Origin of the sequence: Marinomonas sp. A3A, from assembly GCF_018336955.1 — a bacterium.
Lineage (GTDB): Bacteria > Pseudomonadota > Gammaproteobacteria > Pseudomonadales > Marinomonadaceae > Marinomonas > Marinomonas lutimaris.
Map to the genome: position 1 here is coordinate 354,078 of NZ_CP025532.1, position 24,957 is coordinate 379,034.

The window sequence follows — 24,957 nt, forward strand, 5'->3', positions numbered from 1 at the left end:
ATACCAGAGAACATAAATATATTTTTAACGGCGTCTTCTCTTCGGTTTTTTGTCTTTTGAAGACGGGTTCAGACCAAGCGCTTTTGCGCGTAATTCTTTTTTAGATGGCTCACGTTTTTTTGAGGTATTAATAACCTTGTTAAGGTCGGGTTCAAAACCGGGTAGCCATTGAGGAATGAATTGCTCACCCACTAGTTTTTCTATATCGGTTAATAAATAACGTTCTTTTTCTGACACTAAGGTGACAGCAAGGCCGGTTGTTCCTGCGCGACCAGTTCGGCCAATGCGATGGATGTAATCTTCTGCGTTGTAAGGTAATTCGTGATTCACAACATATTGCAATTGGTCTATGTCGATCCCTCTTGCGGCAACATCGGTCGCGACCAGTGCGCGTACTTTACCTGCTTTAAAGTCTGCCAACACGCGATCACGCGCGCCTTGTGATTTATCACCATGAATAGATTGAGTGGCGATACCATCTTTTTGCATTTCTTTTGCTAAATCATCAGCTCCTTGTTTGGTGCGAGTAAAGATAAGCACTTGTTGCCAATTTTTAGACCCAATTAAAAATGATAACAGCGCACTTTTTCGGTCTTGGTCAACCGCGTAAATCGTTTGTGCGACCTGAGTCGCTGTGGTGTTGCGGCTGTCTACTTCGATTAATTGCGGGTCTTTTAATAAGGTTTTGCTTAGGGCGAAAATGTCATCATTAAAGGTCGCTGAGAAGAATAAGGTCTGTCGTGACTCAGGCAACTTCTTCAATATTCTTTGAATATCAATAATAAAGCCCATATCTAGCATGCGGTCTGCTTCATCTAATACCAGCGTTTTTAGGTTGTTTAAATCAATCAGGTTTTTCATGATTAATTCAAGCAAGCGACCGGGTGTGGCAACCAATACATCGCAACCTTGTTTCAACGCATCGAGCTGAACATTGATGCTTGCACCGCCATAAGCGACAACCGATTGAATTGGCAATGTTGCACTGTATTTAACAAAACTAGCATGAACTTGTTGGGCCAATTCGCGAGTAGGTGTTAGCACCAATACTTGAATGCCTTCGACATTATTTAAGTTTTTAGTGTGTAGAATCTGGTGTAAAAGTGGCAACGCAAAAGCGGCTGTTTTTCCTGTTCCTGTTTGTGCTCCGGCCATAAGGTCTTTTTTCGCTAAGACAGCTGGGATAGCGGCAAGTTGAATGGGCGTTGGTGTTATATATCCCAGCTCTGTTACTTGCTGAATAATGTCTTGATGAAGCCCTAAAGACGCAAAGGTCATGGATGTCTCGCTAATGATGAAGGATGCAATGATAGAGGGCGCTAGTATAGCATTCTAGAGCTGTTTTGGGATTATCGAAAGATCATCTTTAGAAGACAAAAAAAGCAGAGTTGCATCAGCACTCTGCTTTTTTATTGACTTGAATATTAGGTGGTTACTTAGCTGTGCTGTAATCCATGACTAACTCGTCGTTTTTCTTCCATCTTGCTTGCTCTTCAGCTGTTGCTTTTGGAGAGAAGAATCCTAGCTGTGCGTAGATTAGACCTAATACAGGAGATACCCAACATGCGAAGGCCAGTGGGATATAAAGTAGGTTTTCGAAATTGCCATCGCCAATGCTTAGGCCTAATGCGCCGATAACGAAAGCGCCGCCAGCATTCCAAGGCACAAGAGGAGAAACCAAGGTGCCGCCTTCTTCGATTGCACGAGAAAGGTTAAGCGTTGAATACTTCATTCCACGATATACTGGCGCATACATACGACCAGGTAGAGCGATCGATAGGTAAGGGTCGCCTGCGACAAGGTTGGTTGCTACTGACGTCAATGTTGCAGATGTCTGAACGCCTTTGAAGGTTGTTACTTTAGTCATGATGGCACTGATAATGGCTTCTAGACAGCCTGTTCTTTCAAGTGCGCCACCAAAACCAAGTGCGATCAAAATCAAGGAGATAGTCCACATCATAGATTGGATGCCACCACGATTTAGGAGGCTGTTAATCGCATCAGAGCTTGTGGTGATGGAGTAACCGCTGTTCGCATAAGTTAAAATGTCATGGATGCCTGCGCCTTGTGTAAACACTGCAACGATGGCACCAGCAATAACACCTGCAAATAGAGATGGAATGGGTGGCATGCGTTTAACAGCCAATACGATAACGACTAAAGCCGGAGCTAGCAACCAAGCAGAGATTTCAAAGTTTCTTTGTAGAGAGGATGTGATCGCCGTGATACGTTCAAAAGAACCGTTGTCATTGTCGATCAAAGTAAAACCTGCGATTAAATAGATAACCAAGGCAATCAACATCGCTGGAATAGTAGTTGGCATCATGTTTTTGATGTGAGAGAACACATCTGTGCCAGTTACCGCAGGTGCTAAGTTAGTAGTATCTGAAAGAGGCGATACTTTATCACCGAAGAACGCACCTGATACAACGGCGCCCGCAGTCCAGTACATTGGAATTTCGAAACCAGCACCAATACCCATTAGAGCTAGACCGACGGTACCGACTGTTCCCCAAGATGTTCCCAAAGACAGAGAGACAACAGAACAAAGAATCATCGCCGCGGCTAAGAATATTTGTGGCGACAGTAACGTCAGGCCGTAATAAATCAAAGTAGGAACGGTACCACTGGCAATCCATACCCCGACCAGCATCCCGACCAGAATCAATACCGATACGGAAGGCATGGATACATGGATTACATGAAAAATGCCTTCTTCAATTTGTTTCCATTTTAAGCCCTGCTTAATACCAACTAATGCCGTAAGGGCTAAGCCAATCGCAAGAGGTATGTGTGGAGTGAAATCACCAAAATAGAAGATTTGTACGCCAAGTAAAGCAAGAGTGAGTATGACGGGGACAAGAGCAAGCGTAAGGCTTGGCTTCTGCTCATCTGATAGTTGTGTGCTGACAGCCATAGGTTGTTCCTTTGTTTTCTTTTTTATGGGAGATAAGCGAAATTGGCATAGTGAAATGCCCTATTTCATTTTTCTTAATTAATGTTGTAACAGGAAGAAAGTATTAATTCACAAACAAGTCGTAATACTTTGTATAAACAATGTGAAATAGAAAGTTGCATCAACGCGTCTGTTAATGCGCTATTTGATGGGGAAATATTAAGAGAGAGTACAGTTTTTTAATCAATTGATGACAAAAAATAGAATAGGCGAATCCGATTCGGCAAGAGTATTGAGTAAGATCTTGATATTTTTCGCTCCATTGTTGTGCGTATTCAGTCGATTGATTAAAGCTAAATATGATTAAGAAAATCTCAATGGGGGCTTATTGACCGAGGGGTAAAAGAAAATGCACCAATGTCGAGCGTATCTGAATGTTGAGCTGCGTTTTGTCGCCTTCGCAAGGAAAAGTATGTCAGCGTTTCTTTGCTTTGCGGTCGTTTTCCTTATGATATGATTTTATTTAACAATAGGGGTGAACAAAACAACAACAGGCATTTACATTTATATAATAGGTTTACATTCTGTTGATGTTTTTTCCTAATATTACTCTCTTATCTTTTCTTAGCTTAATTGTTATAGTTCATTGAGCTGATATGGAATGGCTTCTTCAATATTAAAAATAACGATAATAAAATGATCATTAGACACTTGATTCCACTTTTACCTTTTGTAGTACTTAGCTATGTTAATGTCAGACATTAAAATTCTCGTTGTTGATGACTCTAGCGTAATCAGAGAAACACTCGAAAGCTACTTTGCAGAAGAAGGCTATACCGTTTCAGGTGCAGACACTGCTGAAGCCGCTGAACAATTATTAAGTGAGCAAGAATTCGATCTGATTCTGCTCGACATTCGTTTGCCTGGTAAAGATGGATTAACTCTGACCCGCGAGTTGCGGAGCCGTTCAGAAGTCGGAATTATTTTAGTAACAGGTAAACAGGATGATATAGACCGCATCATAGGGCTAGAGTGTGGAGCGGATGAATACGTTTGCAAACCTTTCAATGCACGAGAAGTATTGGCTCGTGGAAAAAATCTAATTCGCCGAGTGCGGAATCAGAGAGAGCTTGCTAAAAATCCAGTAGAAGAGCCTGTTCTTCGAACGATTGGGACATGGCAATTAGATACTTCGCGCCGTGTTTTGGTTAAGTCTGACCGCAGTGTGAGTCAACTAACCGAAGGTGAGTTTCAGCTTTTGTTAGCGCTTAAAGCAAATGAGGGCATTGCCCTGACACGCGATCAACTTATGGATCGAATCAAAAACCGCACTTGGAACGCTACGGATCGTACGATTGATGTCTTAATCGGCAGAATTCGTCGTAAGTTAGGCGAAGACCCAGATTGTCCACAAATGATAATTACCGTTCATGGTGTTGGCTACCTCCTTAGTAATAATCCTCAAGACGATTTGTAATGTGGGCAGTGATAAGGCGATTGTTTGTGGTGAATGTTAGAAAAGAAGCCGTTCATCACAGCCCTCTCTTTCATAGGTTTACAGTTTACGGTTGGGCATTTCGGTTATGTTCTCTTTGGCTGAGTATCTTGTTTTCTTGGAATGTGTTGGCACAAGACCGCGCTTTTGCAGAAAACGCCCCGTCTCTGGATGACTTATCTGGATTAACAGTAAGAGTTTGCGGGACCAGTGCTTATCCACCTGTTTCGTGGGTTAATGCGGATGAAAAAGTCGATGGTGTCAATGTCGCAGTGATTAGAATGTTACTGGAACCACTTGGTGTGACAGTAGATGTTCGTCAAAATAGCAATTGGCGGCGTTGCCTTAAAGAAGTCGAATTAGGGAATGTTGATATGTTGTCGGGGTTCAAAACCACGAAACGTCAGCAATTTCTGACTTATTTAGACGCTCCAGTCATTCGAGAGACGATCTACCTTTATTACCCTATTAAGCATCCGCTAGTCTTCAAGGATTGGAAAAGTTTAGCTGGCTTGCGAGTTGGTCTACTAATGGGCGATAGCTTTGGTAATGAAGTGGATGCGGCCTTTCATGAATATCCAAATTTAGAGCTTGTCTCAACTCAAGATCAAAATCTATTAAAGCTGGCTGATAATCGTTTAGACGTTGTACCAATGGGGAAATTGTCAGGTCAATTAGATGTTCATCGACTAGGTCTAGAAGGAAAAATAGGCCATACAAAAACGGATGTTAGCGATTTTTGGTACCTTGCCATTTCTCAAAAATCCCCTTTGGTTAATTGGCTACCTTCATTAAATAAGCGCTTAAATACCTTATTGAAAGACCCAGATATGGTGCCCGAATTGGTGGAACGCTATCGCCAAATTTATAATGCTGATCTTGGTTTGAACGGGGAGTTCGACTACTAGTTATGCGTCCACTAATAAAATTTTCTATCATCCCCAACCTATTACGCTATAAGCAAATGCATCCGCTGGCATACCGTATTTTTATCAAACTTTTGTCATTGAGTTTGCTGCTGGCCCTTATTTCGACGAGCGTTCAAGTGTTCAATGAATATCGTCGGGAGCGTGCTTCGATGCAACAGCAAACTGATTACATTACTTCATCGCACATTGAGGGGGTTCGTAAAGGTTTGTGGGATCTGGATAGTGAGCAATTAGAGCTGCAGCTAAAAGGTATTATGAACTTTTCCAATGTGAATGCGGTTACCTTGCATTCTGCGGATTGGCAAGATGACATCATAGTTGGAGACAGAGACTCAATTGCCAGTAATAAGAATGGCACCACTTTACCTATCTATTACATCGACCGAGATGGCAAGCAGACACAGCGCATGCTTGGTGAGTTAACGGTATATCACGATATGGCGGCTATTCAGTCAAAACTGCTACGATCTGCCATCGAAATTGCGCTTTTTCAAAGTCTCCTGGTGTTAATCAATGGCGTGCTGTTACTGCTTATTGTGCATTTTATGGTAACGAGACATCTGGAATATATGGCCAGTTATACTCGTTCTATTGGCGCTGGAAACCTTAAGAAAAAACTGGTTCTTCCTCATAAAACACCGCGCCCAGAAAGTGATGAAATAGATTCTGTGGTGAATGCGATGAATGACATGCGAGAAGCAATTTTAGCGGATATCAAGCAAAAAGATGTGATCGAAGCGGAATTGCGTTATCACCGAGATCAGCTGCAAGAGCAAGTGAGCCGCCGGACCCGACGATTACAAGATGCTAAAGAAACCGCTGAAAAAGCGAACTTAGCCAAGAGCCAGTTTTTGGCGACCATGAGCCACGAAATCAAAACGCCGTTGAATGGTATTTTGGGTATGGTGGAGTTACTACAGAGCCAGCCTCAATCCAATCAAAGTCAGGAAAAATTGTCCGCAATTTATCAGTCAGGCGAGGCCTTATTAGAAATACTGAATGGCTTATTAGATTACGCTCGTCTAGAAGAAGGCATGTATAGTCCGGAGATTCTGCCGTTTTCAATTAGTGAGCTCGTAAATTCCACGAGCTTGCTGTTTTTGGCTCAAGCCCAACAACAAAACACTCTATTGAATGTGCAAATCAGTGATCAGTTGCCAGATCGTTATCAAGGGGCTGCGGGTGCGTTACGGCAAATCTTGTCGAATCTTGTGTCTAACGCCATTAAGTTCACTCGTGATGGCTCGGTAACTATTTCCGTGATGCCGGCTAATGAGAACCCTGAGCAATCTAACGGTGTGCTTATTGAAGTGGAAGACACGGGGATGGGCATTCCTGAAAGTTATCTTTCGCATATATTTGAACGCTTTAGCCAAGCGGATGAAAGTGTCACTCGTCGGTTTGGTGGTACGGGATTGGGATTGGCCATTACGGCTCAGCTAGTGCGATTGCTTGAAGGTGAAATGGGCGTAGAAAGTGAGGAAGGTCGTGGTAGTGTATTTTGGTTTTATGTACCTTTGATGGCGATAGATGAAACCATGATAGCGCCGCTTAAAGCCATAGAGTCGCCTCGAAAACTAGCGGCTATGTCGATTTTATTGGTTGAAGATACGCCAATTAACCAAGCGGTTACCACGGAGCTATTAGAACAAGATGGGCATCAGGTGACGCTCGCAGTGGATGGTCAAGAAGCGCTTCATAAAGCAAATCATAGCCAGTTTGATTTGATCCTGATGGATATTCATTTGCCTTCATTAAGTGGGTTAGATGTGGCTGATCAAATACGCAATGGTGGTCAAGTAAATGCTCAAACGCCTATTGTGGCGCTCACTGCCAATGTGCTACCAAGCAATGTGAAACAATGCCATGACATTGGTATCCGAGCCGTCATTCCTAAGCCTTTTAAGCGCGAACTTCTGTATCAAATCATGGGAGAGCAGCTTAATCTCAATAGTCAAATAGCATTAGATCAACAGGCGAGTAATGGCTTGTTAAACATCAGTCTTATTTACTCTCATCTAACGGCGTTGGGTAAACAGCGTTTACAAAAATTGGTGTCACTATTTTCGTCGGCGATAGAGCGTGGTTTGGATGAGCTGACAGAAATGAATGCGCAAAAAGATTTGTACGAACTAGCAGATATCGCTCACCGTTTAGCGGGTGATTCAGATGCTGTCGGTGCACAAAACTTAGCAGCGGCTTTCCGCGAATTAGAAAACCACTGTAACGACAGTTCTAAAGCAGATTTTAGTTCTGAAATAAATGCATTGAGACCGCTTTATGAAGAGACCTTAGACTTATTATTAAACGCTGTTCAGGGGCATTAAAATCGGTCGACTCGCAAAGACTCTATTGAGATTCGCGTTGGACGCATTTCTATTTTTTCTAGTAACAGCTCTGCGCTAATCGCTGCCTGTGTAATCCCCAAATGCTGATGACCAAAAGCAAAAGATAAACGAGAATAAAGAGGGTGCTGGTCAATTACTGGTAAGGAGTCTGGTAACGAAGGTCGATGTCCCATCCATTCGCTTGATTGTAGATTAGGATTGTCGAATAGTTTAGGTAACAAGCCTTTAGTGTGTTCGCGTAAAACCTGATAACGCTTTTTGATTGGTGGTAAATCCAACCCTCCTATTTCGCTCATACCTACCGCGCGTAGCCCCGCCCCTAAAGGCGACAAAACTAACTTACGATCCGCCGATAAAATAGTGTGATTAATGCGTGTTTTGTCATTAGGGAAGGTCACGTGATAACCGCGCTCTGCTTCTAGTGGTATATGGATTCCGACCTGTTCCAATAAAGTTTTACTCCAAGCACCAGCGCAAATGGAAACGTGCTCAAAAGTCTCTGTTTGCCGTGTTGTTTCTAGCCTAATGTTGTCTTTATTAGCTTGAATTGAGTTTACTTTAGCATTTATAAATCGTCCGCCACGTTTTATAAATGCATCGAATAATGCTTTGCAAACCTCATAAGGGTCCGATAATCGATGAATTTCTGGGAAGAAAACGGCATGACTGAGCGTTTGGGATAGTTCAGGCTCCAGCAAGGCTAAGTTGTGCCCATCGACTAATTCGCAGGGAATGTCGTAGCGGCGCATTTTTTCAATTAGTTTTGAGGCATCATCACGGTTATTAGGATTTTCCCAAACCACTAAATGCCCACCTTTGATGAGAAGAGCTTCCGCGCCAATGTCGATTAAAGTGCGTTTCCAAGCGTCAACAGATTCTCTGTTTAGCTGGTGTATCGTCTCTGTTCCGCGTTGCGCCTGATCTGGTCGGGCCGCTTTAATGAAACGCCAATACCAAGGTGCAGCTTTTGCTACATAGCGTATTGGCGTGCAGATCGGTCCTTTTGGATTTAGCCAAAGCTTGAGCGCAGACCTAAGCACTTCTGGCGTTCCCAGTGGGTCGATGATCTCCGTAGCTAAGTAACCAGCATTGCCAGAAGAGGTTGATGTCCCTGGTGCCTTATTGTCAATCAGGGTGACTTGATGGCCATGTCTTTGAGCCTCTAGTGCTGCGCACAATCCGACGACACCCGCACCCACGACAGCAAATCTGCTGATGGCTTCTGATTTTTCATTATTCAGCGAAGGCGTTAGGGTGTTGTTTTTCATTAGTTTTCTCTCGAAAAAGGCTCGTACTTGAGGTTAGTAAGTTAATTGATGTTCAACAAAGACTGTTATGAACTCTGATAGGCCAAAATTGCCGCAGCTAAATCTTCACGAGAATCGCCGACAGATTTGAATAAGGTGATGGCTTTATCTGGTTGATTAAGAGATGGTCTGCCTTGATGAGTGTTGCCACAAAGCTCGGCTAACTCCGCGTGAACGTCGTTAGCCGAGATAGCACCTTCTCTAATTGGTATGATCAAATCACCTGTTTCGGATAGGGCGCCAGCTCGAGTATCGACAAATATGTCTGCTTTTTGCATAGCAAGATTATCGACTTCGCGCATGGTTGGAGTGAAGCTACCGACTAAATCCAAATGCACGCCAGGTTTGAGCCATTCACCTGCAATGATTGGCTTGTTGGCGAGTGTGGCACAGCTGATGATATCGACGTTGCCAGCGATTTCTGGAAGTTGCTCGGTTTCACAGACTCGAGCATCAATACCTTGAGTTTGTAGTTCAGCGACAAACTCTGCTGCTGTCGATATAGTTCGGTCCCAAATCCAAACCGTTTCAATAGGACGAACGCTGCAGTGTGCCGGAACAAGGTGATGTCCCATACGACCAGCGCCAACCATCAACATAGAACGAGAATTTGGACGAGACAGAAAGCTAGAAGCCAAGGCGGATGCCGCTGCCGTACGTATGGCTGTGATCACATTGCCATCCATTTGCGCCAAGGTTTGCCCTGTGTTGCCGCAACTTAAGGTGTAAAGGCTGGTTAATCCTGGGAGTCCTTTGGCATTATTGCCTGGAAATACGCTGACTTGTTTTACCCCCAAATATTTGCCTTCAATCCATGCAGGCATCAGTAGCAAGGTAGCTTGGGCTTCATCTGGTACATCTATAAAATGGTGGTGACGAACAGGAGACTGAACGTTATCGACAAAAATAGCTCGCAGGGCGTCGATCATTTTTGGCCATGTTAAGCGTTCGCGTAAGGTTTCGGCTGAAATTTGCATGTTACGACTCCTATCAATTGAGTGATGTGTCATCCTAGCAAGTTGGTTTGTCCTTTAGTTGCCCTAGACTATGGTGATTGATACCAAAGCTATGCAGTGACATAGGGAGCTGCTATAAAGAATAGTCGTTACGATATTTAAGGTAGGCTTTTGTGTTATGAAGAGTGAAATTCGTCACAATTTGATTTCGACACAGCAAGGTGAGCATTTGCATGATTTTTCTCAAATTCTGATCGGATGGAAAGGAAAAATGACATGTGAATTGCCTCAGTCTTCTGGAGCGTTAGGTCGTGGGAATTTTGCCTTGGCACCAAATGATATTCCGCACTTATTTTCGGGACAGACGAAGGACTGCGAACTGCTGGTGGTAGATATTCATCAGCAAGATCCTTTAATGACTTACATTGCAGAAAGTTCAGGTTCTTCTCTGGATATTTTATTGTCTTCAGCGCCATTCTTTTCCCAGTTACCTGTTGAATTAATTGGTTGTCTTGAGTTCGCTGCTAAGCAATTACGGTATGCATCTGAACAAGTAAGGCGTCGTGTTAGCACACAGATGTTGCCAATGGTGCTGCTACAAGTGACTGATATTGTCAGCGAACAAGACAGTGTATGGCGAAGTGTTGCTCATCAACGATTAGACTTAGCAGTTTTCAATGGTTTGATTGATAGTCAGCTTGATCAGACTTTTAGTAATGAATGGCTTGCGCATTATTTCAATATGAGTGAAAGCCATTTTTATGTAGTGTGTCAAAAGCAGTTTGGGATGAGCCCTCAAAAATATATTTTGACGCGTAAGCTGCAGCAAGCACATCAATTTATTGCTACATCGTCGATTTCCATTGCCATGATTGCAGATAAATACGGGTTTTCGAACGCGTCTTCGTTTTCACGAGCCTACCGCAAGGTTATGGGATTTTCTCCCAGGCAAAGCAAATAGCTTGTGTATCAGTCTGTAATGAGGCTATTTCTTTTGCCATCTTCTGTTACAAAAGTGTTCTTAATTTTTGTCGAATAATAGTGTCTCATTTACTGGCTGGCTTTAATGTTCTGGCTTATTTTTTGCTGGTGGAGTGAGTGTTTTGTGAGTTTTTGCTTTAATCATATGGAATGTTGTGAAAATGGCTATTAAGTCGCGCTTTTTAATATCGACTGCTCTGATTTTATTACTTACAGGATTTTTTTCCTGGCTTTCGATGAGAGTGTTGGCAGAAGATATAATTGTTAGCTGGGTTGAGCGTTATGCCGAGAAGCAGATTCAATATGATAAGGTGCGAACGCTGTTGCCATTGATTCAAGAGGTAAACCGATCTAAAGAGTTTGCCGAGCTTGAATCATTAAAAGCATGGGCTAAACATCCATTTAATGAGGCTTTAAAACAGCAGGCTCTTGAAGATACAGAAGCATTTCGTCATCGTTTTTCAGATAAATCCTACTTCATCGCCTTAAAAGGGAATGAACACTATTATTATAGTGATGGTAAGGAATCACCTAATTCTGACCTATACCGCTATACGCTCCACGAATCTAACCCTGATAATGCATGGTTTTACCAGATCATGGCGAAAAAACTCGATCTACATTTGAATGTAAATCCAGATGTAGAATTAGGGGTTATTAAGCTTTGGAGTGATGTCTTAATTCGTGATGGTGATGACATATTAGGCGTAGTGGGAACGGGTTTAGACCTTTCTGGGTTCTTGCGTCAAATGGTTGAAAAACAAGATATTTATTCAGCTATTGTATTTACTAATAATGAAGGCTCTATCCAGCTTTATCAGAGAGAAGAATTAATCGATTATTCTTCTTTAACGAAACAATCCCCAAATAAAAGTCAGGTTTTTCAGCTGCTAGACGATGAGCAATCGCGTACGCAGTTAAAGCTAACTTTGGCATTGGCGAAAGAGTCACCTAGTCATGTCAAAACCTCTTCTGTGAACAAAGATGGTGTTCGCCAACTCGCGAGTGTTGTTTACATTCCTGAAATTGATTGGTTTCAGGTGAACTTTATTGATATCAACGGCTTTCTTCCTCTGACTGAGTTTTCTAGCTTGTTAGTCGTGTTTTTCATTAGTCTAGTGTGCGCTTTAATTGTGTTCTATCTATTGCTCACATTGATTGTTACAAAGCCATTAGCTGAGTTGGATCTTTCTATTGGATCATTGGATAAAAAACAATATAGAGCGCCAAAATTAGGCCGTTTTGCCGGTTTAGAAATCAAAAAACTGGTTTCCCATTATCAAAAAATGTCGACATCCCTTTTGGAGTACCAGCTTGAGCTTGAGAACAAGGTTGCTGAACGTACAGAGGCATTGAGTCGTCTTGCTAAGCTTGATCCTTTGACTGAGCTTTATAACCGCCGCGGCTTTGAAGTGCATATGACGGAATATATGCAGCGCTGGCAGAAAAATCATCATTCATTCGGTCTAATTAATGTCGATGTGAATCGTTTTAAATCAGTAAATGACTTATATGGACATGCAGCCGGTGACCGAGTATTGCAGGAAATTGCAAACTACTTACTAGAAACGGTAGGAGATAGGGGGGAAGTCGCTCGTTGGGGGGGTGATGAATTCTTGATTCTAGTTAAGCAGGATAGAGCCCAAGATTTGGCTAGCATATCTGAGAAACTCCAAGACGATCGTGAATCGCTGGTTATCAAAATGGACGAGCAAAGTGTCACCATTCAATTTAGTGTGGGTAGTGCATTGGTGGAAGGCAATGACACATTAGAAAGCTTATTGCACAGAGCGGATAATGCAATGTATGCGGCTAAGTTTGATAGTCGATAATATTTTTTGAAATCTGATTAAGTTTAAATGGTAGATCCCAGCTCAGAGCTGGGATTTTTTTTGTGAAAAATGATGAGCTAGCAAAAATTTTGCACCTAGAGTTAGGGTGGTTTTAGCAGTGATTGTAGCCGTTTTGAAAATATCATAATCGTGTAATTAAAATACGTAACGCCCTACTATTCAGTATTTTTTGTGTATTTCTTACTTAATTTCGCTGTTTATTGTTTTTTTACATTGCTATTTTTTTATTTTAATTTCTTATATATCAATAGTTTATTTTGATGTTTTAAATTTTTAAAAAATTAAGTAAAAAATAAGAACTATTATCGTTGTTGTTTTGTTGTAATAAAGTTACTGAAATGTATCATTGGTTATGAAAACACACGTTTTTGTCAAAGCTCTATTTATTATAAAAACAACATACATTTAGGTCTGAAAATCATGAAAAAAACTATCCTAACTACTGCGATTTTGAGCAGTATCTTGTCTATTAGTGCTGCTAATGCCGCTCCAGTATTTGATGCAAACTTCGAGTTAAACAATGACGCTACTGATACTGAGACTGGCGACACCACTTATGACCAAAATGGTCGTGTCGAATTGAATGCTTACAGTAAACATACAGCAGGTGATAACTTCTTTGCTGGTAAAGGTACGCTGTTATTGACGACCGATGGTGACGCAAATATTGATGACGCTTTTATCCAATTTGGTAATAGCACGTGGGATTTTCAACTTGGTCGTTTTGAAGCAATCAACTTATTTCCATTAGCGAAAGATACTTTGATAGTTCATGCTAATGAGGATTATGTCTATCAAGCTAATAAAGTTCGCGGACGTATTGGTGACGGTGGTGGTCAAATTGCTTTTCATTACAGTGCTAGTGAAAGACTAAAATTCGAAGTTGATACCTTGTATGGTGATGGTGATTCAGATCAAGGTGATGGCTCACTTTATGGAGATAATACAACCGCTATTTCGGGGGTTCGCCCATCTGTGACCTTTATTACCGACGCGGCAACCATTTCGGTTGGTTATGAAAGTGTTAAATATGATACAACGGATGGCGCAACCTCTCCTACCACGGGTAAAGTGGATCTAACAGGTTATGCTGTGACTGCCAATTTTGATGTTGCAGAGGCTAATATCAACCTTGCTGCGGCTTTCAGTAAAGATGACATTACTGATCGAGAAGTCGCCTCGTTTATTGCTAACATGGTTTATGGCAACTTTGGTTTAGGTGTGATTGGCTCAAATGTAGATAACCAGACGGGTAATGATCCATCTATGTTGACCACTTATATTGCTTACACTGTGCCATTATTGGATATCGAGAATGCAAGCGTAACATTTGCTGGCTCGTACTCTACTATTGATGATGCTGCTGCAAATGAAAATGACAAAACAACCGCAGCTCGAGTTCGATTTAACTATGACTTCTAATGTTTAGTTAAAGGTAAGAGCAATATTGTTGGTTACTCCCTTTTCTGGTGATATTGCTCTTCATCCAACGTTTTTTTCTCCTGTCTTGGTTTCTTCGTATAGAAGCTCAAATTTCCTACCTTACGCACATTTACCTGTTTGAAAAATTAGAGACTAGCATCACCGTTGGTAGAAAGGGCATGGCGTATTGGTGCTGTTTGGTGAAAGGCGTTTGTTTAAGGGATACTCATTCTAGTCCGTTTGATTATTCTCACTGTATCGCTTGGTGTTAATTATTATTGGCACCATAGTTCAACAAAGTGAACCTATGATGCCAATGAATAAATCCTACTTAAAAATCCGCTTGGAACTCGATTTGTGTTGAGTTTGCACCATTAGATACAAAGACATGGCCTCCCCATACCCGTATTTGAGGGGTAATAAAGTACTGAACTAATGGAATAAACTTATCATTAAATTCATCATGGGAAGCTGTTACACCCGGTGCCCAGCCTGTAAAACCATCAGGGAGATATTGGTAACTAACAGATACTGATAAGCCTAAGCCACCTTCCGTATAGCCTCTTTCTCTGATCACATCTTTAGATACATCGTCTTCACTATCTGAATAAGCAACAACCGCCCCAGCTCTACCTTTGACGCCAAACTGTTTGTAGCCACTTAAGGAGTAAGTTAATAAGTCATCACTGTGTCTGTTGTAGTCAGTATCTGATTTTGTCTTTGAATCAGTATCAACATTACCAATAATAGAGCTGTTAAAACCACTGTTTAAAAAAGGCTGTCCATTATGTACAGAAAAATAAACCCCATAAGAATCTGCTCTAAAAGGATAAATATTATCTGTTTGGTAGCCGAGATCTAAGCCGATGATTTTAGAATTGAGGTCATAGCTTGTATGGATAAATAGATTATTATCAAAATGATTTTTGTAGATTATTTTTCCTGCATTTTTGCCGCCAGCTTCACCTTGAATATTATTAGCGCCGTGCATGCCAATGTCTGTTGCAAATACAGACCAGTTTGCCGTGTGTTTAGCATAAACTAAAGCGCCGTATTTATTAGATTCAACACCAACAATAAAGTTTTCCCAAGTGGCATCTTCGTCTAAATCATCATATTCGTTAACCGTTTCTCCATCTAATGTATTGTAGTTTTCTTGTGCTTTTATCCACAAATCTGCGGTAAAACCTAGATCATCCGTAAACATGGTTTTACCGCGAAGTCGTAGGCTGGCTTCTAGCTGATTTGAATGATTATCCGTAGAGGAGCCAACCGCAGAGAGTGCGTGAAGTCTTAGGTTATAATACCAGCGACTATTATTTTCATAATCAGTAAATTGAGATAATTCACTACCATTATTTTTATCTAAATAGTTTTCTATCCAATTGCCATCGTTTTTATTTTTGGCCAACGCGTTAATACTCATGCTTGAAGATAGAGCAACAACTAACATTAGATTTTTATTCATTTTACTTCCCTTTTTTATATTTTTTATAAGCACAAATATTTATTTTTTAAATTGTTTTTTTAGATGCCTCGGCCTTCATTCTTTCTAGCATTTGGTCGGTGAGTTTGTAGTTGTACAAGAAAATGACCAAGCCTATCGTAGCGCCAATCGCGTTACCTAAATTTAGAGCGTCCCACATTCCTTGAATGACCTGTGAAGGTTGCTGTACGACAGATCCACCAGTGGATTGAACAAAGCCCACCATAGCGAGATACCCCATAGCAATGGATCCGCCAACGGCTGTTGTGGCTTTATTAGCGAAAGTTTGGGTGGCAAAGGTGACTGCTTCTAAGCGTTGACCTGAACGTATGTGACCATATTCGATACAATCAGCAATAAAGATACTAGGCATCACCAGTGTTACACCAAGGGCAATGGCTTTAATCATGGTTAAAGCAATAAACAGTTCGACATGTTCGTAACCCATTAACCAAGTAATGATCGATAAGACGGTGAGTGCGGCAGAAGCCCAAGCAAAGGTGGCGATTTTGCCAACTTTACGAATGCCAATTGGTACCAAGGGGGAAGCCAGCATTGCTGGGCCAATCATGGCAAATAGCAATATACCCGATAGCGATGGATCATTTAAAACATCGCGGGCGATATAAGGCATTAAGGTAAAGGCAACGTTTGACCCGCCAATAAAGATAAAAGCGAGGAGGAACATCAACAAATACTTATTGCCGGTTACTGTGCCTAATATTTGTTTAAGGGTGGGAATCTCTTGTTCTACTACGTGGCGTTCTTTCACTGTGCGGATGGTTAACATGAGAACCATGGCAACAGAGCACATAATGACGGCTGCCAGCGTCCATTTTCCGCCTAGTTTGTCTACCAGCCAAGGTGCGCTAATCATGGCGATGACCATACCCACAAAGCCGCCAAAACGCACAAAAGAATAGATGACATTTCGTTCATCTTTATTTTGTGTCATTACTGAGCCTATAGCGTAGGCAGGCGCATCGGAGACGGTATATAACATCCCCCAGCCCACATAAGTGACGAAGGCGTAAGTAATACGCAGCCACATCGGTTGTTCCGCAAGATAATCGCCGAAGGCAAATATCAATACGGTAGCAAGAGGGACAGCCCAAGCAATTGCGTTCACCCAAGGCTTGAATTTACCGCCTTTGAAGCGGCTTCGTTCAACTAGAATAGAAAGAATAGGGTCATTAACCGCATCCCATACCCTGGCTAAAAGAAAGATAATCCCCACAGTACCGGCAGATAAGCCCAGTACAGAGGTGTAGTAAATACTGATGAAAATAGTCACAAACATAAAAATAATGTTTTGACCGGTGAAAAACGTGTAATAGCTTAATCGTTCATGACGACTAGTTTCATAGCTTGTATTGGACATGATTGCCTCTTTATTTTTATTGTTTATCAACTATAAGACCGTTATTACGCATCGACGATGAGCGTAATAACGGTGTTGTGACAGAGCCTAAAAGGTGCTTTTTAGAGAGTTGCTTCCTTGTTATTTAACGAGGCAATAAGTTGCAAAATCTGATCTTCAGAATATTGCTGGCTGTTGAATACCGGCAGATTACGTAAAGGCATATCTGCCACCATAGCTTCGGCCATCAGACGGTCCGCTTCGGCTGCCGAGTCGTTTTTATCTCCTCCCATCATTTGGGTGAACATGGATAACATGCTTTCGAAAAGCGGCTTGCCCAGTGGTTCATTAGCAATGTCGCCCAAGGTTGAATTCACTGTGTAAGGTGTGATGGGTGTTGATGTTGGAATGTCGTAACCTAATAGAGCGCCAAAAGCTGCATCATTAAAGTCGCGTTTAGCTGGAGTAAAGTACGTGGCCAAAGCGGAATTTGGTTGCTCTGCTGTGATTCCTGTATCTAGGGCAATAGACGCAGTGTCTCGAATATCTTCCACAGAAGAACCAATGTGAATCTGATATTCACCGCTTTCTGCAACCCAAGTGGCTTTCTCTTTGTGCCAATAAGCGAACGCTCGATAATCCAGTTCAAAAACGATTTCTTTGCTTTCACCTGGTTCTAAGAAGACTTTCTCGAACGCTTTTAATTCTTTGGCTGGGCGAGGTTGGGAAGGGGATTTTTGGCCCACGTAACACTGTACAACTTCGGCGCCTGCTCTGTTTCCTGTATTGGTGACGGTGATTTGCAGTTTAATGGAAGCGCTTTCATTAAATGGCGTTTTATCACCACTTAGCAATGTTAGATGGTAGTAAGTGAAATCGGTGTAAGACAAGCCATGACCAAATGGGAAAAGCGTTTTCGTATTAGTGGTATCAAAATAGCGATACCCAATCCAGATGGCCTCGCGGTATTGCACTTGCTTAGTGGTACCTGGGAAATAAGGCTGGCTTGGCACATCGTCTAAATTTGCAGGGAAGGTTTCTGCTAATTTTCCGCTTGGGTTTACTTCACCAGAAAGTACTTTGGCTATCGCGGAAGCTCCAGCTTGTCCACCTAGGTAAGCTTCCAAAACAGCGGGAACTTTTGCTATAAACGGAAGAACGACTGGTGCGCCATTTTGTAAAACAACCACGGTCTTAGCTAGCTGATCACCAAGCGCATGAATGAGATCAAGCTGAACTTGTGGCAAGTTTAAGTGCTGACGATCAAAGCCTTCGGATTCATATTTTGGTGTCAGACCTGCAAACAAAAATACCACGTCTGCTTGTTTGGCTAGCTCAACTGCATTGGCGATTTCTGCACTATCTTCCGTATCATTTAGGTGATAACCCTCAGTGTAAGTAACGTTATTGGCACCAAATTGTTTTTTGATTTCGTCGAGAGGTTGCTCTAATTTGAATGGATTAATTTTAGAACTGCCTGCGCCTTGGTAGCGAGTGTTGTTAGCTAATGCGCCAATAACAGCGATTTTCTTTCCTGCAGCCACTGGCAATAGACCATCATTTTTTAACAGCACACAGGTTTCTTCCGCTATTCGCGCAGCGAGTTCATGGTGAGCATTTAGGTCGGCTTCGACCTTATCACTTTTTAAAGACGCTTGTGATTTCAGAATCAGTTCTAGTACGCGAGCAACCGATTTATCCAATGCTTCCATTGTCAGTTGACCGCTCTCAACGGCAGCAATGATCTTCTTGGTATTCATATCGCCAGAGCTTGGCATCTCTAAATGCTGGCCATTCTTGACGCCTTCTACGCGGTCGTTATTGGCACCCCAGTCAGTAACAATAATGCCTTCAAAGCCCCATTCTTTGACAAGAATGTCGTCGAGTAATTGTTTGTGCTCGGCAGCGTAGGTGCCGTTTATCTTGTTATAAGAGCACATGACTGTCCAAGGTTGCGTCTGTTTAACGGCTCTTTCAAAGGCTGGTAGATAGATCTCGCGAAGGGTTCTTTGGTCAACAACGGCATCAACGGTCATACGGCAATGTTCATGATTGTTCACTGCGTAATGTTTTAAGCTGGTTCCCACGCCTTGGCTTTGTACACCTTTGATCCAAGCGGCAGACATGTCGCCAGCCAGTAATGGATCTTCAGAAAAGTATTCGAAGTTACGCCCGCCCAATGGGTTACGTTTGATGTTGGTGCCAGGGCCAAGTAATACAGACACATCTTCAGCGCGACATTCTTTGCCTAACGCGACGCCCATTTCTTCAATTAACTTGGTATTCCAAGATGCGGCAAGTCCTGATGCAGTTGGAAAGCAGGTAGCTTTTACTGCTGCGTTTAAACCAACGTGATCGCCTTCGCCGGCTTGTTTGCGTAAGCCATGAGGGCCATCCGTTACCATGATGGAGGGCAAGTCTAAGCGCTCAATACCATGGAGGTTCCAAAAATCCTTGCCGGTACAGAGCATGGCTTTTTCTTCTAGGGTTAGTTCGGTTAAGAGTTGTTTTATTTTTGTATCACTCATCGCTTTCATCCTTTTTAAGGTTGTCGAGATGGTTTCATACCATCGAGTAGTAATTGAATTAACACAGGGGTGAGTTGCGGAATGGCCTCTTGTTCAATTTCCATTAAGGCATCTTTGCGTAGCAACATTCGGCGGAAAAAAGTTGGGACCGCATTGAATAGGGTTACCGCTAAATAAGCGGCTGGAATATCGGTTCGAATACTGCCTTCGGCTTGTCCTAGGGCAACAATGTCAGAGAGAGATTGGCTGACCGTTTCTGGTAATAATTGTGTCAGTTTTTCACGGAATTCGGTTGGTATACGTGATCCAGCATAGTAGCCATCAAACTCGGCAATAAAACGGTCATCGTCTTCGTATTGAGGATCAGAATAGGCTTGCATTAACACGCCAAGACCCTCGCGAATGTTGGAATAATGGCGAGCTTTGATTTTTTCTATGATGCTTTCATAAATATCGATCTTACGAGTCAGCACCACCACAAGAATGGCGAAGCCCAAATCGTATTTGTCTTGGTAATAGCGATACAAGGTATTACGACTCATGCCAGTGGCCGCCGCAATGTCTTTCATTTGAGTATCAGCAAAGCCATTTTCGATAAAAAGGGTTTCAGCAATGTTGATGATTTTGTCCCGAGTTGCCTCGGTTTGGTGAACCATTCTAGCAATCATAATAATGTTACACGTGTTATATTTTTTGAGGTAATTTAAGAGCTGATGAGTTTATAGTCAATGACTAATTGCACGATCATAGGTGAAAAATGAGTAAATGGAATTGCAGCGAGAGAATTTAGAATAAAAAAAGCCTTTGCCTCCATTGTGGAGAAAAAGGCTTAAATTTTTATAAATCAATAGTTTAAATCATTATTCAATGACGCGTAGGGTCATCAAATCACTGTCTTTGGTGATGACCAAACTTGGATCAACGCGCAAACAACTGCCAGCGTAATGTCCCGCTACCGAGAAAGTACAGACTTGTGAGCGATATCCTTCAATGTCTGGTAGCTTCCATAGCGCTTGGAAGATTTGATCTTGATGAGCAAAGCGCCCAGTCGTCTCTTCCATTAAGTCGTCTTCACCGTCGTACAAGCTGATGTTAAAGCCACAGCGCCCCGCAATCGGTTTGCTCACATAACCGTTGGTTTTTAACGCATCGCTTAATTCAAAGGACGATTCCAATAAATAGGGATGATCGGGAAAAAGCATCCATAAAACCGGTAAAATCGCTTTATTGCTTGGAATAAGCGTCCAAAGAGGTTCGTATACCATCACGTCTTTACGCAATAATACATCGACTAAACGTGGTGCTTCGCTGCGTGGTACATCGGTTTTATAGTCGCGTAGACGTTGTTCATCGTCATCGCATTCGGCGCGGATTTGATCCAACGCGGTTTCCCATGCCCATGTCTTCCATACCCAACGAATTTTAACACCGTCAGCGTCGACCACATCACCGTCTTCGTCCCAACGTAAGCTACTGACACCCTTGATGACTTTGCAATCGAGCCCCGCTTTTTCCATGGTACGTTTCATGAAAAGAGCGTGATAGTTCTCTTCTAGATCCGTATCTTGCATGATGTGAATTACACCTTTTACATCACTGTTTTTCCACGCTTCGATTAGTTCGTCGACCAATTCAGTTGCTGAACCTTCGCCTTCATTTGCGCCATAATGCTTGGCCCATTTTTCCTGAATGATGCCAGCTTCCATGTAGCAAGAGGCCGAGTCGCAGTTGTATTCGTAGACCTTGATGCCTTGAGCAGAAAGACTGAAATCAAAGCGTCCAGTGATCATCTGGTTGCGGCGGTTGTCCCAAGATTGATGAATTTTAGGCCATAAAGCAGATGGAATATTAAAGCTAGATAATAGATCTTCGTTTTGCAGCACATAATCTGTGGCGTGCATAAACAAGGCGTGTAATTCATTGGTGGCGCGCTTTAGTTCTCGCTCTGCGGTTTCTGTCATCACCATGTATTTGTAGTCGTCTTCCGGTCGACTGGCGAGTTTGTGTCCGCCCATCATGTCGACAAAAGCTTCTTCCGCTGGATTCGCGACATTTAACCAAGCACGAGAAGCTTGGCCTTTGTTAGGCACATGACGTATTTGCAAATTGAATAATGCGGGATCTTCAGGTTCAATATTCTCGGCATGCAAATCATCGTCTGTTTGTATTACCCAGCCCATAACAGAAGCATCACCATAAGAACAACGCAGCCAGTAGCCGCCGTCTTCACTAATGCGCGCATCAAGCACGCGAGAGTAATCTTGGCCTTCTTCCCACACTTGATGGCCGACATTTTGCTCGACCAAGTACAAACGATCTGGCAAGACTTTGGTGACAATCGCCACATGGCCGGTGACTTCAAATTCACCACCTTCGTTCCAAATCAACAGCGCACCGACTTCAGGATGACGTAACGAGCCATTGCGAAAGGATTTCAGTGGCAAGCGGCTCTCGTCGGCAATGAGCCGAGCTGATGTCAGGCGAAAAATATCATAGGCCATGGCGACGTCATCAAAGATGTAGCCTTTGTTGAGATACAGCCAGCGGCGAGCAAATTCAACGCATTGCCACTTATAACCCATGAAAATTCCATCCACATAACTGCGATAAGCGTGGCGGTTAGGCAGCTCATTATCATCGGCGGAATCATAATCGGAAGAGTAAACGGGCACATTGCCCGGCGCTACGCCTAACAAGGTGCCAAAAGGAGCCATTGGCCTGCTGGAATCGGATGTCATTAGCTTGAATTCCCTCACACGGAACGTGTTTAAACGGGTAAAAGAAAGGCGACACAACTGCCGTCTGATGCTCGCAATATAGACCTTGAAAAGATGACCTGCAAGCACTCACACCGCTTATTTTTTGAACTATTATTTAGTGAAATTGGATCGACTATTCAGGAAAAAAAGTGCACGAGATTGTTTTTTAAAATAACTGCCATATGTAGTGTCTATCCTTTCTATAAAGATTGAAATTTACTCTGGAGTTCATAATGACAAGCACCGCAAAGAATCTTTTCAGCCCAGTAAAAATCGGCGATCTAGAATTACCTAATCGTTTTATCATGGCGCCTTTAACTCGTACACGTGCTCCGGGCCATCTGCCAAATGCCTTGATGGCAGAATATTACTCTCAACGTGCTAGTACTGGTTTGTTGATTACAGAATGTACTATGGTGACGGAAGGTACGTCATCTTTTGGTGATGACCCAGGTATTTATTCACAAGAACAAATTGAAGGTTGGAAACTAACAACCGACGCAGTGCATAAAGCTGGCGGCCGTATTTTTATACAAATTTGGCATGGAGGGCGTGCTGCACACCCATTGTTGAATGGTGGTAAAGAGGCTGTTTCTGCTAGTGCCATTGCTATTGAGGGTGAAACCCACACGCCAGAAGGCAAAAAACCATACACAGTGCCTCGAGCATTAACCGTTGCTGAAATCAAAGAGATTGTAGGTGATTTCCGTCAAGCCGCGATCAATGCCAAAGAAGCAGGTTTTGATGGCGTAGAGATTCACGGTGCGAATGGTTACTTAATTGATCAGTTCTTACGTGAAAGTTCTAACCAGCGCACAGATGAATACGGTGGTTCATTAGAAAACCGTGCACGTTTTTTAACCGAAGTCATTGAAGCGGTAACGGAAGTTATGGGCAGTGGTCGAGTGGGCTTACGTCTTTCACCTCTTAACAGCTTCCAAAGCATGAAAGAAAATGATCCTATTGCTTGGACACGCTTCTTGAGCGAACACCTTAATCGCTTTAACTTAGCTTATGTACATTTAATGCGCGCAGATTTCTTTGGTTTACAGCAAGCGGATGTTGTCAGCGTAGCGCGTGACGCTTACAAGGGGCATTTGATGGTCAATATGGGCTACTCGCCAGAAGAAGCCAATCAAGTGCTAGCAGATAATCAAGCGGACAGTGTTGCGTTTGGCAAAGGTATTCTTGCCAACCCTGACTTTGTTGAACGTGTTCAGGCGGGCGCTGAACTAAACGAGCCCAATCCAAATACTTTCTACACACCAGGTGCGGAAGGCTACACAGATTACCCGTTCATGACTGCGTAATTTGTGCTATACAAAATGTTTAAAACGCCAAGGCAACTGCCTTGGCGTTTTTGTTTCTGATGACTCAATTAGCCTGGAAGGATTGCTCTTACTACGATAAATAAAACGGAAGGTCCCAAAAGACAACCAAGAGCCGTGTAGAAAGCTGCAGTAATACAGCCATAAGGAACAAGCTTCGCGTCAGTCGCTGCAAGTCCAGCCGCCACCCCGCTCGATGTTCCCATCAGACCACCAAATATAATGGCGGTTCTTGGGTTATTAAGACGAATAAGCGGCGCGACAAATGGTGTTGCCACCATAACAAGGATAGATTTCACCAAACCAGCAGCAATAGATAGGGCAATCACCTCTGAACTAGCACCAATTGCAGCGCCAGTAACCGGTCCAACAATATAAGTAATTGCACCTGCACCAATGGTGGTTATGCTAACGGCGTCGGTATAGCCAAACATCACTGCTACGATAGCCCCAACAATAAAAGAAGAAAGAATACCGACGATAAGGGCGTTAACACCGGCCATTCCTGCGCGTTTTAATTCATCTATTTTGACACCAAAGCCTGTTGCGACAATGGCGAAATCGCGCAACATTGAACCACCTAGTAAGCCGATACCAGATAATAAAGGAACGTTCACGACGCCTTTACTGCCGCCAGTGAACAGGCCACCAAAATACGCCATTGTTAAACCCAGAAGAATGGCAATAGCGGAGCCATGGATGCGTCCTTGAGTCAATTTAGCTGAAAGCCAATACGAGACCCACATAGTAAAACCTATAACGGCAAATCCAGTGATTAAGCTGTATTTCGTGCTAACTAAAAGTAAAGATTCGAACATACAGTCACCTTATAGGTTATTAGTTGATTTAGTGGAATGAGCCGATTCTGTATTGTCGCTGTTTCCCATACGATCAATAACAGGTACCAAAGCAAATGCGACAACAACCGCCATAACACCGGCAAGGATTGCCATTGGGCCGCCGCTTAACGCACCATGAACGTTTTGTGTTGCAGCCATAGCGACTACAACGGGAATATATATCGCGCTCCAGAACTCAACGCCTTGTTCTGTTTTAGCATCGATAAAGCCTTTTTTATTGAGGTAGCTGCCAGTAATAATCAGTAAAATCATGGCAATACCCACACCACCAACATTCGCAGGAAGACCCATTAAGTTACCTAAAATCTGTCCTATACTAATCCCTACCAATGTACATATTGATAATAACGCGACACCATAAATGATCATGTTTCTCTCCACTCTTATCGTTTTTGTTTTTGGACGAAAATGCTGTTCACTGGTTTCTTGGGTGGCGTTCACCTCCTTTT

At 42.7% G+C, this 24,957-nt stretch carries 18 protein-coding genes; 7 read left to right on the forward strand and 11 right to left on the reverse strand.

The annotated features are described in order from the left end of the window. Window positions 1–24 precede the first annotated feature (24 nt). Complete coding sequence (locus tag CYL31_RS01565) at window positions 25–1,278, reverse strand: DEAD/DEAH box helicase (protein WP_212917254.1); 1,254 nt, start codon at window positions 1,276–1,278, stop codon at window positions 25–27. Window positions 1,279–1,432: 154 nt separating this feature from the next. Beyond that, a complete protein-coding gene (gene nhaC, locus CYL31_RS01570; protein ID WP_212917255.1) occupies window positions 1,433–2,917 on the reverse strand; it encodes a Na+/H+ antiporter NhaC in 1,485 nt (494 codons plus the stop codon). 730 nt (window positions 2,918–3,647) lie between these two features. Here nhaC and CYL31_RS01575 point away from each other — a divergent pair. Genes CYL31_RS01575 through CYL31_RS01585 form a run of 3 tightly spaced genes read left to right on the forward strand, consistent with a single transcriptional unit; the run spans window position 3,648 to window position 7,647 of the window. Continuing rightward, entirely contained in the window at window positions 3,648–4,373 is a 726-nt protein-coding gene (locus CYL31_RS01575) for a response regulator (protein ID WP_283247968.1), read from the forward strand. Between the two features lie 26 nt (window positions 4,374–4,399). Continuing rightward, window positions 4,400–5,299, forward strand: coding sequence for a substrate-binding periplasmic protein (locus CYL31_RS01580; RefSeq protein WP_212917257.1), 900 nt, complete (start codon window positions 4,400–4,402; stop codon window positions 5,297–5,299). A gap of 2 nt (window positions 5,300–5,301) precedes the next feature. Beyond that, window positions 5,302–7,647 (forward strand): ATP-binding protein, encoded by a 2,346-nt coding sequence (locus CYL31_RS01585; RefSeq protein WP_212917258.1) that lies wholly within the window; start codon window positions 5,302–5,304, stop codon window positions 7,645–7,647. Here CYL31_RS01585 and CYL31_RS01590 read toward each other — a convergent pair. Together CYL31_RS01590 and lhpI are read right to left on the reverse strand one after the other, a co-directional pair. Beyond that, window positions 7,644–8,936 carry an NAD(P)/FAD-dependent oxidoreductase gene (locus tag CYL31_RS01590; RefSeq protein ID WP_212917259.1) on the reverse strand — a complete coding sequence of 431 codons (1,293 nt, stop codon included), beginning with the start codon at window positions 8,934–8,936 and terminating at the stop codon, window positions 7,644–7,646. The genes CYL31_RS01585 and CYL31_RS01590 overlap by 4 nt on opposite strands. Before the next feature lie 65 nt (window positions 8,937–9,001). Next, window positions 9,002–9,952, reverse strand: coding sequence for a bifunctional Delta(1)-pyrroline-2-carboxylate/Delta(1)-piperideine-2-carboxylate reductase (gene lhpI, locus CYL31_RS01595; protein WP_212917260.1), 951 nt, complete (start codon window positions 9,950–9,952; stop codon window positions 9,002–9,004). Between the two features lie 157 nt (window positions 9,953–10,109). Between lhpI and CYL31_RS01600 the strand changes: the two genes are divergently transcribed. The 3 genes from CYL31_RS01600 (at window position 10,110) to CYL31_RS01610 (ending at window position 14,187) form a co-directional block, all read left to right on the forward strand. Beyond that, complete coding sequence (locus tag CYL31_RS01600) at window positions 10,110–10,892, forward strand: AraC family transcriptional regulator (protein ID WP_212917261.1); 783 nt, start codon at window positions 10,110–10,112, stop codon at window positions 10,890–10,892. A 181-nt stretch (window positions 10,893–11,073) separates the two neighbouring features. Beyond that, the gene (locus tag CYL31_RS01605; RefSeq protein ID WP_212917262.1) at window positions 11,074–12,744 is read left to right on the forward strand and encodes a GGDEF domain-containing protein; all 1,671 of its coding nucleotides are present in this window, start codon (window positions 11,074–11,076) and stop codon (window positions 12,742–12,744) included. A 441-nt stretch (window positions 12,745–13,185) separates the two neighbouring features. Further along, complete coding sequence (locus CYL31_RS01610) at window positions 13,186–14,187, forward strand: carbohydrate porin (protein WP_212917263.1); 1,002 nt, start codon at window positions 13,186–13,188, stop codon at window positions 14,185–14,187. A gap of 331 nt (window positions 14,188–14,518) precedes the next feature. Here CYL31_RS01610 and CYL31_RS01615 read toward each other — a convergent pair whose 3' ends face one another. The 5 genes from CYL31_RS01615 to gss all read right to left on the reverse strand — a co-directional run bounded on the left by CYL31_RS01615 (window position 14,519) and on the right by gss (window position 22,299). Then, window positions 14,519–15,655 (reverse strand): hypothetical protein, encoded by a 1,137-nt coding sequence (locus tag CYL31_RS01615; RefSeq protein ID WP_212917264.1) that lies wholly within the window; start codon window positions 15,653–15,655, stop codon window positions 14,519–14,521. A gap of 46 nt (window positions 15,656–15,701) precedes the next feature. After that, window positions 15,702–17,054, reverse strand: coding sequence for an MFS transporter (locus tag CYL31_RS01620; protein WP_212917265.1), 1,353 nt, complete (start codon window positions 17,052–17,054; stop codon window positions 15,702–15,704). A 101-nt stretch (window positions 17,055–17,155) separates the two neighbouring features. Further along, window positions 17,156–19,561, reverse strand: coding sequence for a glycoside hydrolase family 3 C-terminal domain-containing protein (locus CYL31_RS01625; protein ID WP_212917266.1), 2,406 nt, complete (start codon window positions 19,559–19,561; stop codon window positions 17,156–17,158). Between the two features lie 14 nt (window positions 19,562–19,575). Next, a complete protein-coding gene (locus CYL31_RS01630; RefSeq protein ID WP_249411659.1) occupies window positions 19,576–20,217 on the reverse strand; it encodes a TetR/AcrR family transcriptional regulator in 642 nt (213 codons plus the stop codon). 204 nt (window positions 20,218–20,421) lie between these two features. Then, window positions 20,422–22,299: a bifunctional glutathionylspermidine amidase/synthase gene (gene gss / locus CYL31_RS01635; RefSeq protein ID WP_212917268.1), complete on the reverse strand. Its 1,878-nt coding sequence runs from the start codon at window positions 22,297–22,299 to the stop codon at window positions 20,422–20,424. 254 nt (window positions 22,300–22,553) lie between these two features. Between gss and CYL31_RS01640 the strand changes: the two genes are divergently transcribed. Then, complete coding sequence (locus tag CYL31_RS01640; RefSeq protein ID WP_212917269.1) at window positions 22,554–23,630, forward strand: alkene reductase; 1,077 nt, start codon at window positions 22,554–22,556, stop codon at window positions 23,628–23,630. A gap of 68 nt (window positions 23,631–23,698) precedes the next feature. Here the strand turns inward: CYL31_RS01640 and madM are convergent, their stop codons facing one another. Both madM and madL read right to left on the reverse strand, forming a co-directional pair. Then, complete coding sequence (gene madM, locus CYL31_RS01645) at window positions 23,699–24,466, reverse strand: malonate transporter subunit MadM (protein ID WP_212917270.1); 768 nt, start codon at window positions 24,464–24,466, stop codon at window positions 23,699–23,701. A gap of 9 nt (window positions 24,467–24,475) precedes the next feature. Next, window positions 24,476–24,877 carry a malonate transporter subunit MadL gene (gene madL / locus CYL31_RS01650; RefSeq protein ID WP_212917271.1) on the reverse strand — a complete coding sequence of 134 codons (402 nt, stop codon included), beginning with the start codon at window positions 24,875–24,877 and terminating at the stop codon, window positions 24,476–24,478. Between the last annotated feature and the right edge of the window lie 80 nt (window positions 24,878–24,957).